Origin of the sequence: Butyrivibrio sp. NC3005, assembly GCF_000424545.1 — a bacterium.
Classification (GTDB): Bacteria; Bacillota; Clostridia; order Lachnospirales; family Lachnospiraceae; genus Butyrivibrio.
Window position 1 is genome coordinate 1 of sequence record NZ_AUKC01000073.1, and the last position, 9,162, is coordinate 9,162.

7 protein-coding genes, 5 tRNA genes and 1 pseudogene are annotated in these 9,162 nt (G+C 36.9%); all 13 read left to right on the forward strand.

Annotated elements, in window-relative coordinates:
• Nucleotides 1-27: 27 nt before the first annotated feature.
• The 13 genes and pseudogenes from G634_RS0114395 (at nucleotide 28) to G634_RS0114455 (ending at nucleotide 9,062) form a co-directional block, all read left to right on the forward strand.
• Nucleotides 28-100, forward strand: a tRNA-Val gene (locus G634_RS0114395).
• Nucleotides 101-135: 35 nt separating this feature from the next.
• Nucleotides 136-208, forward strand: a tRNA-Thr gene (locus tag G634_RS0114400).
• Between the two features lie 5 nt (nucleotides 209-213).
• Nucleotides 214-295: transfer RNA gene (locus G634_RS0114405), tRNA-Tyr, on the forward strand.
• Nucleotides 296-336: 41 nt separating this feature from the next.
• Nucleotides 337-410: transfer RNA gene (locus G634_RS0114410), tRNA-Met, on the forward strand.
• 6 nt (nucleotides 411-416) lie between these two features.
• Nucleotides 417-489: transfer RNA gene (locus tag G634_RS0114415), tRNA-Phe, on the forward strand.
• A gap of 255 nt (nucleotides 490-744) precedes the next feature.
• Complete coding sequence (locus tag G634_RS0114420; RefSeq protein WP_051234064.1) at nucleotides 745-2,343, forward strand: aminotransferase class I/II-fold pyridoxal phosphate-dependent enzyme; 1,599 nt, start codon at nucleotides 745-747, stop codon at nucleotides 2,341-2,343.
• Nucleotides 2,344-2,439: 96 nt separating this feature from the next.
• Complete coding sequence (locus tag G634_RS19435; RefSeq protein WP_051234066.1) at nucleotides 2,440-3,087, forward strand: guanylate kinase; 648 nt, start codon at nucleotides 2,440-2,442, stop codon at nucleotides 3,085-3,087.
• Nucleotides 3,035-3,475: a YaaR family protein gene (locus G634_RS0114430; protein WP_026505863.1), complete on the forward strand. Its 441-nt coding sequence runs from the start codon at nucleotides 3,035-3,037 to the stop codon at nucleotides 3,473-3,475. The genes G634_RS19435 and G634_RS0114430 overlap by 53 nt, the downstream gene beginning before the upstream one ends.
• A gap of 16 nt (nucleotides 3,476-3,491) precedes the next feature.
• Nucleotides 3,492-4,535, forward strand: a complete 1,044-nt coding sequence (locus tag G634_RS0114435) for a DNA polymerase III subunit (protein WP_026505864.1) — start codon at nucleotides 3,492-3,494, stop codon at nucleotides 4,533-4,535.
• Nucleotides 4,536-4,553: 18 nt separating this feature from the next.
• Nucleotides 4,554-5,480 (forward strand): annotated as a pseudogene (locus G634_RS22035) (PSP1 domain-containing protein); the annotation flags it as partial.
• 414 nt (nucleotides 5,481-5,894) lie between these two features.
• Complete coding sequence (locus tag G634_RS0114445) at nucleotides 5,895-6,668, forward strand: tRNA1(Val) (adenine(37)-N6)-methyltransferase (RefSeq protein ID WP_330364833.1); 774 nt, start codon at nucleotides 5,895-5,897, stop codon at nucleotides 6,666-6,668.
• 101 nt (nucleotides 6,669-6,769) lie between these two features.
• Nucleotides 6,770-7,669, forward strand: a complete 900-nt coding sequence (rsmI, locus tag G634_RS0114450) for a 16S rRNA (cytidine(1402)-2'-O)-methyltransferase (RefSeq protein ID WP_051234068.1) — start codon at nucleotides 6,770-6,772, stop codon at nucleotides 7,667-7,669.
• Nucleotides 7,670-7,745: 76 nt separating this feature from the next.
• On the forward strand, nucleotides 7,746-9,062 hold the full coding sequence (locus G634_RS0114455) for a glycoside hydrolase family 27 protein (RefSeq protein ID WP_051234071.1): 1,317 nt from the start codon (nucleotides 7,746-7,748) through the stop codon (nucleotides 9,060-9,062).
• Nucleotides 9,063-9,162 lie beyond the last annotated feature (100 nt).

The window sequence follows — 9,162 nt, forward strand, 5'->3', positions numbered from 1 at the left end:
CACTTTATATTTGAATATTGATTAAATGGGATCTTAGCTCAGCTGGGAGAGCATCTGCCTTACAAGCAGAGGGTCACAGGTTCGAGCCCTGTAGGTCCCACTCATATCTAGAGTATATACTTTAGATATGAACATGCCGACGTGGCTCAATTGGCAGAGCAGCTGATTTGTAATCAGCAGGTTATCGGTTCGAGTCCGATCGTCGGCTTATATGGGTGGCTTCCCGAGTGGCCAAAGGGGACAGACTGTAAATCTGCTGCAAATTGCTTCGGTGGTTCGAATCCACCGCCACCCATTACAAATGAATATGTGGGAGTTCATTGTGAACTTCGATGACGCGGGGTGGAGCAGTCTGGAAGCTCGTCGGGCTCATAACCCGAAGGTCATAGGTTCAAATCCTGTCCCCGCTACTATATGCCTTGATAGCTCAGTTGGTAGAGCAACGGACTGAAAATCCGTGTGTCGCCGGTTCGATTCCTGCTCAAGGCATCTTTTTTTATGTAAAAATCTTTTTCTATTCACTATCCCGGAATAAATAGCAATTGAATATATTGGTAGTTACAGTTATTACTCAGAATAGCTTTAAAATTTTGCAAGTGTTTATTTTGTTGGAGTATATAAGTTCACTATAGCCTTACTCTTTGGTTGTACAATATACTTCAACAATGGGTTACAGAAGCTTGCGAAAATGGTACAATAATTAGAGTAATGAAATAATAATAAAAATGAGTAATGAGGTAAGTTTTGTCTGATCTTTGGAATAACTTGACGGCATTAAATGAAAGCAATCTATACCCGTTTCATATGCCAGGACATAAAAGAAATACTAGAATTGAAGGCTTTAATGATTCTATAAGTAACCTGTTTTCAAGAGATATCACAGAAATAGATAATTTTGATAATTTGCATGATGCAAAGGGAATAATAAAGAGTTCTCAGGAAAAAGCAAATATTCTGTATAGAAGCGAAGAATCTTTCTTTTTGGTAAATGGAAGTTCTTGTGGAGTTCTAGCAAGTGTCTCTGCAGTTTTATCCGGAGAAGAATCTGGAAGAATATTGGTATGTAGAAATGCACATAAATCGCTTTATAATGCAGCGTATTTGATGCATGCAGAAATGGATTATTTATATCCTGAAATGGTCAATGAATATGATATTTGCGGTAAAATAAATCCAGAAGACGTTAAAAGGAAGATAAAAGAAAGTTTAAATTGTAATTTAAATAAAAATTCCAACAGAGAATATAGAGCTGTTTTTATAACATCGCCTACATATGAGGGAATTTTGTCGGATATAGGAGAAATTGCAAGAATATGCCACAAATATAGCATTCCATTAATTGTCGATGAAGCGCATGGAGCTCATTTTTCAATTAATGAAAAATTACCTAAGGGAGCAATACATTTTGGAGCAGATCTTGTAATACACAGTCTTCACAAGACTTTACCAGCTCTAACACAGACAGCTTTGCTTCATGTACAGGGAGACCTTGTTGATAGAAATAAACTAAAGAGATATTTAAAGATATATCAGTCAAGCAGTCCTTCTTATCTTTTTATGGCTTCAATAGATTCATGTATTGAATATATGAATCATAATGCTGAGAGATGGAGTGATAACGTTATAAATTATCATGAAGCATTACTTGCGGTTGGAAGAAACTGTCAAAGTCTGAGAATTCCGGGATGGGAGATTGTTCCAGATCCATGCAAAATAGTTATTTCGTGTAAGAATACAAGAATTACAGGGCAAAAGCTTTATGATATTTTAAGAGAAAAATATCAATTACAGCCTGAAATGGCAGGTGAAACTTATGTACTCATGATAATAACCGGGTGCGATACACAAGAGGGAATTCGAAGGCTTTCAGAGGCTATAAGAAAAATAGATAGTGAATTGAGCAATACTATTGATGAAACTGATAATAGTGAACTAAGTAATAGTATAGATAAAGCTAGTAGTATTGAAGTAAGCAATAGTATAGATAAAGCTGGTAATATTGAAACAATGGATAAGGTATACATTAACTCTGATGAAGGAGAAAGAAACGATTATCTGTATTTGCAAAAAGATAATTCCAAAGTAGCAGAATACCCAATCTGTAGGTTGCCATTATACAAAGCTTACGACGAAATAACAGAAAAAGTAGAACTGCAGAAGGCTTCAGGAAGAATTGCAGGAGACTTTATAAACTTGTATCCGCCAGGAATTCCTTTGGTAGTTCCAGGAGAAGTTATTTCTGACAATATGTGCAAAACAATATATAAGTACATAAAAGAAGGCCTGAACGTTCAGGGAATACAGGATGGTAAAGTTTTGGTGTGTTGTTCTGGTTCTATTTAGAATAGTACAAACATCAACACGACTAGAAAAAGCAAAATAACCAAAAATATAGTTCTTATAAAAATTAACATTTGATGCAGGGAGATGCTAACATAGATGGGAAAAATAGTGCTGCTTATGGGAAAAAGCTCTACAGGAAAAGATTCCCTGTACAAGAGGCTTTTAGAAGATGAAGCATTAGAATTAAAAAAAGTGGTGCTCTATACTACAAGACCCATGAGGTCTGGAGAAGTTGAAGGAATTCAGTATTTTTTTAGAGATGAAAAAGCTTATAAGAAGCTTGCAGATGACCGAAAAATAATTGAAGAGAGATGTTATATGACCGCAGCAGGTCCATGGAGATATTTTACTGTAGATGACAATCAAATTGACCTTGAAAGCGGAAGTGTATTGATGATAGGAACACTTGAATCATATTGTTCTATACGAGATTACTTTGGAAATGACAATGTTATTCCAATTCTTATTGAAACAAGTGATAGAACACGAATAGAAAGAGCTTTAAAAAGAGAAAATCGTCAGGAACATCCTAGGTACGATGAAATGTGCAGGCGTTTTCTTGCTGACGAAAAAGATTTTGCAGAGGAAAAAATTAAAGAAGCAAATATTGCAGATGAGAACCGATTTTCAAATGAAAACAAAATAGAAGATACTAGAAAAAAAATCGCAGATTTTATCAGAGGTAAGATCTATGGATATCAAAGTAAATCAGGCTCAGCAGCTTCAGCAGGCCAAAAGCTCTGAAACGATGCAGGTTGCTGATGATACTTTTAAATTTACACTTGCCAGCAAACTTGAAGATGCATCGCTTGCAAGTAGATTGACAGCGATGATGCAGGATATTCAGCAACAGGGTAGAGATATCGCCAAGCGAAAAGATATAAGAGATATGCAACATTATCGCAAGATGATTAAAGAGTTTTTAAATGAAATCATTACTCGTTCGCATACTTTTTCAAGAGAGAATTTCCTCGACAGGAAAGGTAGGCATAGAGTTTATGGTATTATAAGGTTAGTTGATCAAAATTTGGATGAGCTTGCTCAAGAGCTCTTTAAAGAGGAAAAAGACTCGATTGCTATTATGGGAAAAATAGGTACAATCGAGGGACTTCTTTTGGATATTTTTACATAGATAAAGAGAGGACTACATGGCTAAATTTTCCGATATAATCGGGCAGGAACATTTGAAAAGTCACATGCAGAATGCCCTCAGAACCGGGAATATTTCGCATGCTTTTATCATAACGGGAGAGAAAGAATCTGGAAAAGAGTTTATTGCTAATATTTTTGCCAAGACTCTTTTGTGTGAGTCTAGAAATGAAGAAAATGGATATTTAGAGGCTTGTGATAAGTGTCATTCGTGCCTGCAGGCAGATTTACATGACAATCCTGATATTATCATGGTGACTCATGAAAAGCCCAATGTGATAACAGTAGATGAAATAAGAGAAAAAATACGTGATGATGTGGCTATAAAGCCATATTATGGGACACATAAAATCTATATTATTCCCGAAGGTGAAAAGATGAATATTGCTGCGCAAAATGCTCTTTTAAAGACTTTAGAAGAGCCGCCTTCTTATGTTATCATTATTATACTTACTGATAACGAGAGTGCTTTTCTGCCTACAATAATGAGCAGATGTGTGGTGCTTCCAATGCGGCCTGCTCTAGACAGTGATATTAAAACTTTTCTTATGAATCAGTATCATATCCCAGACTATCGTGCAGAATTATGCGCAAGTTTTGCAAGAGGAAATGTCGGGAAAGCTATTCTTCTTTCTCAAAATGAAGATTTTGATAACATGAGAAAAAAGATTTTTTCCTTTTTTTCAAAGTTAAAGAAAAAAGAGATACATGAAATCATTGAAATGCAGAAGGATATTTTGACACCTTCAGAACCAAAAGAAGGGGAAGTGCCTGTAAGCAGCAGAGAAATGATTGATAATTACTTGGATATTTTGAGAATTTTCGTCAGGGACGTCACCGTGTATAAAGCGGTTGAAGAAAGCGATTACTTGATTTTCAGGGACGAATTATCGTATATTAGAGAAGCAAGTGAAAATTTCGCTTTTGATAGATTGACGGCAATTTATGATTCAATTGATAAAGCGCAAAAACGTATACAAGCAAATGTTAATTCGGATAATGTTCTGGAACTTTTGATTTTAGACATTCAGAATAACTTATAAGCGGAAAGGCTGGAAAAGATGACAAGAGTAATCGGCGTGCGTTTTAGAATTGCCGGTAAAATATATTATTTTGAACCCGGAGATTACGATGTAAAGCGTGGCAGTCATGTAATAGTAGAGACTGCTAGAGGAATAGAATATGGAACAGTAGTGGGCGAGCCTATGGATGTTGAGGATGATAAGGTTGTAAAACCTATTAAACCAATTCTTAGAATTGCTGACTCAAGAGATGAAGAGCAAGAAGCTGCGAATCGTTTCAAGGAAAAAGATGCCTTTAAGATATGTCAGGAGAAGATTAATAAGCATGGTCTTGAAATGAAACTTATTGATGCAGAGTATACTTTTGATAATAACAAGATTCTGTTTTATTTTACTGCGGATGGCAGAATAGATTTTCGTGCACTTGTAAAAGATCTGGCAGCAGTATTTCGTACCAGAATCGAACTTAGACAGATTGGTGTTCGTGATGAGACTAAGATTATAGGCGGTTATGGTATATGTGGAAGACCGCTTTGCTGTCATACATATCTTGCAGACTTTGCACCGGTATCTATTAAGATGGCAAAAGAGCAGAGTCTTTCACTTAATCCAACTAAGATTTCGGGTGTATGTGGCAGACTTATGTGTTGCCTCAAGAACGAAGAGGAAGTATATGAAGAACTTAATAGAAAGCTTCCAAAAGTTGGTGATGTAGTTATTACCAAGGATAACCTTGAAGGTGAGGTTGCGAGTGTAAGCGTTTTGAGACAGACTGTTAAGATTCTTGTAGATGTTGATGATGAGAAGGAAGTTCATGAGTATCTTGCTGATGAAGTTCGATTCCTTAGAAAAAAGGCAAAGCATCGTGAGAATAATCTTCTTCCGGATTATAGCCAAATGGAAGGTGAGATTGATACTGCAGATCTTAAGGCCCTTGAGGATAGTGGAACTAGTGGAAACCTTGATGTTACAGAAGGTGGAACGCTGATAAATACTCCAAATAATGCAGGAAACAGGAAGCAGCATAGAAATTCTGACAGAAACTTTAACAAAGACAGTAGGGACAATAGAGATAACAACAAAGATAACACTAAAGATTTTAATAAGGATGGTAGCAGGGATTTTAGTAGAGACACTAAGCCTTTAAATAACAACCGAGAGAATGACAGAAATTTTGCAAAAGATAACGTAAAAGACGTTAAAGACAACGGAAAAGATAACAGTAACGGACGTGATTTTAATAAAGGCAAATATAGACAGAATTTCAATCGTCAAAGAGATAATAGACGTCGCCAGTTCAATAATAATGGAAATGGCGCAAATAACAATGCAGGTAATGACAAGAACAGTTAAAAATGTTATTACAACGAGAGAATGAATATGGAAGTGGTTTTAAAAGAGGGCGAAAGAATTGATGATTTAGAGCGAAACGGATATCGTATCATTCAGGATCCGAAGAGATTTTGCTTTGGCATGGATGCAGTTCTTTTGTCAGCATTTGCAGTAGAAAATTCGGATAAAAATGTAGTAGTTGAAAAAACTCCAATGGATGGAAAAAGAGTTCTGGATATGGGAACAGGTACCGGAATTCTTCCAATTCTCCTTGCGGCAAAGACTACCGCAAGAGAACTCGTTGGTCTGGAAATTCAAAAAGACAGCGCTGAAATGGCAAAAAGAAGTGTACTTCTTAATGATTTGCAGGACCGTATAAGAATTGTTGAAGGTGATATTAAAGAGGCAGCAAACTTGTTTGATGCTGCCTCTTTTGACGTAATTACCTGCAACCCGCCATATATGATAGGTGGACATGGACTAAAAAATGCTAATGAAGCAAAATCTATCGCAAGGCATGAAGTTTTATGTGACTTTGAAGATGTGGCAAGTGCTGCAGAAAGGCTCCTTTGTCCTTCGGGACGTTTTTTCCTTGTACATCGTCCCTTCAGACTTTCAGAAATCTTGGTGACATTGACAAAGCATAAATTAGAGCCTAAAAGAATGCAGCTTGTATACCCTTTTGCAGACCAAGATGCCAATATGGTACTGATAGAAGCGGTTCGAGGAGGAAAATCCAGAATGAAGGTTGAAAAGCCAATGATAATCTATTCAGAACCTGGAAAATACACGAAAGAACTATTAAAGGTTTACTATTATTAAGTGTTGTAAATCTGGTATATCAAGATAAAGACAAGTATTGCGCGTTTTTTTTGAGCGAAGTAAAAAATCTATGTTAACATCGATATCTAAAAGGAATTTATATGCAGGAAGAAAAAATAAAAAAACAAACAAGAAAAGAGCCAGTCAAAGGACAGGGAATGTTATATTTATGTGCAACTCCAATCGGTAATTTGAAAGATATTACGCCAAGAGTGTTGGAAACACTTCAGATGGTGGATTTGATAGCAGCAGAAGATACTAGAAACAGTATTCACTTGCTGACTCATTTTGGTATTAGAACTCCGATGACAAGTTATCATGAATACAATAAAGTCGATAAAGCATATTATCTTATTGATGAAATGCGCTCCGGAAAAAATATTGCACTTATAACAGATGCAGGAACTCCGGCAATTTCAGATCCGGGTGAAGTTTTGGTAAGAATGTGTCATGAGGCTGGAATTACAGTTACTTCCCTTCCGGGACCTGCTGCACTTATCACAGCGCTTACTTTATCAGGACTTAATACCAGAAGATTTTGTTTTGAAGGTTTTTTGCCAGGAGCAGAAGACAAAAAAGGAAGAAAAGAAATTCTAGACGATTTGAAAGATGAGAGCAGGACTATAATTATTTATGAGGCGCCTCATCATTTAAAAAATGCTCTTGCTGATTTATATGAAGCACTCGGCAATAGAAGGGTGACGATTTGCAGAGAGCTTACCAAGAGATTCGAAGAGGCTGTTCCTACAACATTTGAGCAGGCAATAGCTTTTTATAATGAAAATGAGCCACGAGGCGAATTCGTAATGGTCATAGAAGGAAGGAGCCTCGAACAACAGAAAAAAGAAAAGCAGGAATCTTTTAAAGAGATGTCTGTTGAAGACCACATGAACTTTTATTTAGAACAGGGGATTTCCAAAAAGGATGCAATGAAAAAAGTTGCAGCTGACAGAGGAATGCAAAAAAGAGAGATTTATCAGATGCTTATTGGAAAAGAATGAGGAAATGCGAAAACTTTACGCATTTTTTCCGATAAGATTTGACATAAATACAATTTAAAGAGAAGGTGGAGAAAGTATGTGTGAGAATGTTGCTTCAGAAAAGAAAAAACATGTAGCCAAGCAACCTCCGATGGGATGGAATAGCTGGGATTGTTATGGCGCAAGCGTAACAGAAGAGGAACTATTAGGGAATGCAGAATATATGGCAAAATACTTAAAGCAGTATGGCTGGAAATATGTAGTTTGCGATATTCAGTGGTCAGAGAAAACAGCTGATTCGTGCTGGTATCACAAATTTGCAGAACTTGAGATGGATGAGTATTCAAGACTTATTCCAGCTGTTAACAGATTCCCTTCATCTGCAGGAGGTCAGGGGTTTAAGCCTATTGCAGATAAAATTCATGACATGGGTTTAAAGTTTGGAATTCACATTATGAGAGGAATTCCAAGACAGGCTGTTCATAGAAATACTAGTATATTGGGAACAACAAGAACAGCAAGAGAGATTGCACATCCTTCTTCAGTGTGTGCGTGGAACACTGATATGTATGGTGTTGATCCTGCACAAGAAGGAGCACAAGAATACTACAATTCTATTTTCGAATTATATGCAAGCTGGGGAGTAGATTTTGTAAAGGTTGATGATATCGCAGCTACAAGATATACTCCAGAGGCTCCGGGAGCTGTAACTGGTGAAATTGATATGATTCGAAAAGCCATTGAAAACTGCGGCAGAGATATGGTTCTTTCCCTTTCTCCGGGACCTGCTAAAAGAGATGAAGCAGATTTTTTCCTCGAAAAAGCGAATATGTGGCGAATGACAGATGATTTCTGGGACAGATGGGATCTTCTGTATGGAATGTTTGAAAGAGCAGACGTATGGAGCGGTGTAGGCTGCAAAGATCATTGGCCGGATTGCGATATGCTTCCACTTGGACATATAGGTATCAGAACTGATCCTGAAAGAAAAGGCGATCGCATGACTAATTTTACTAAAGATGAGCAGAAGACTCTTATGACTTTATGGTGCATTTTCCGTTCACCGTTAATGTTCGGTGGAGATTTGCGTGATAACGATGAGTTTACTTATGGGCTTTTGACAAATGCAAGACTTCTTAAGATGCATCATGACGGAAGGAAAGCTCATCAGGTTGCAAGAAAAAAAGATATTGTGACATGGACAAGTCAGACCAAAGAAGGTACAAGATATGTTGCAGTATTTAACCTTAAAGACAAAGAAGACGAAGCTAAACTTCTTCTTTCTGACTGTGGTTTTAAAGAAGGAGCTGAGGTAGAAGCTATAGATATCTGGAATGGAAGTGTAGTTGCACTTAAGGATAAGGATAAAATAACACTTAAGCCTCATGCCTGTGTATGCTTTGAAATTGCATAAACAACAACCTATGACTTCTTGCTGAGATTTAGGATAATCATCAGCAAGAATCCTGCTTCGCAGGACAAAATTTCTCTTAACGACAAATTTTGGTCTGGTA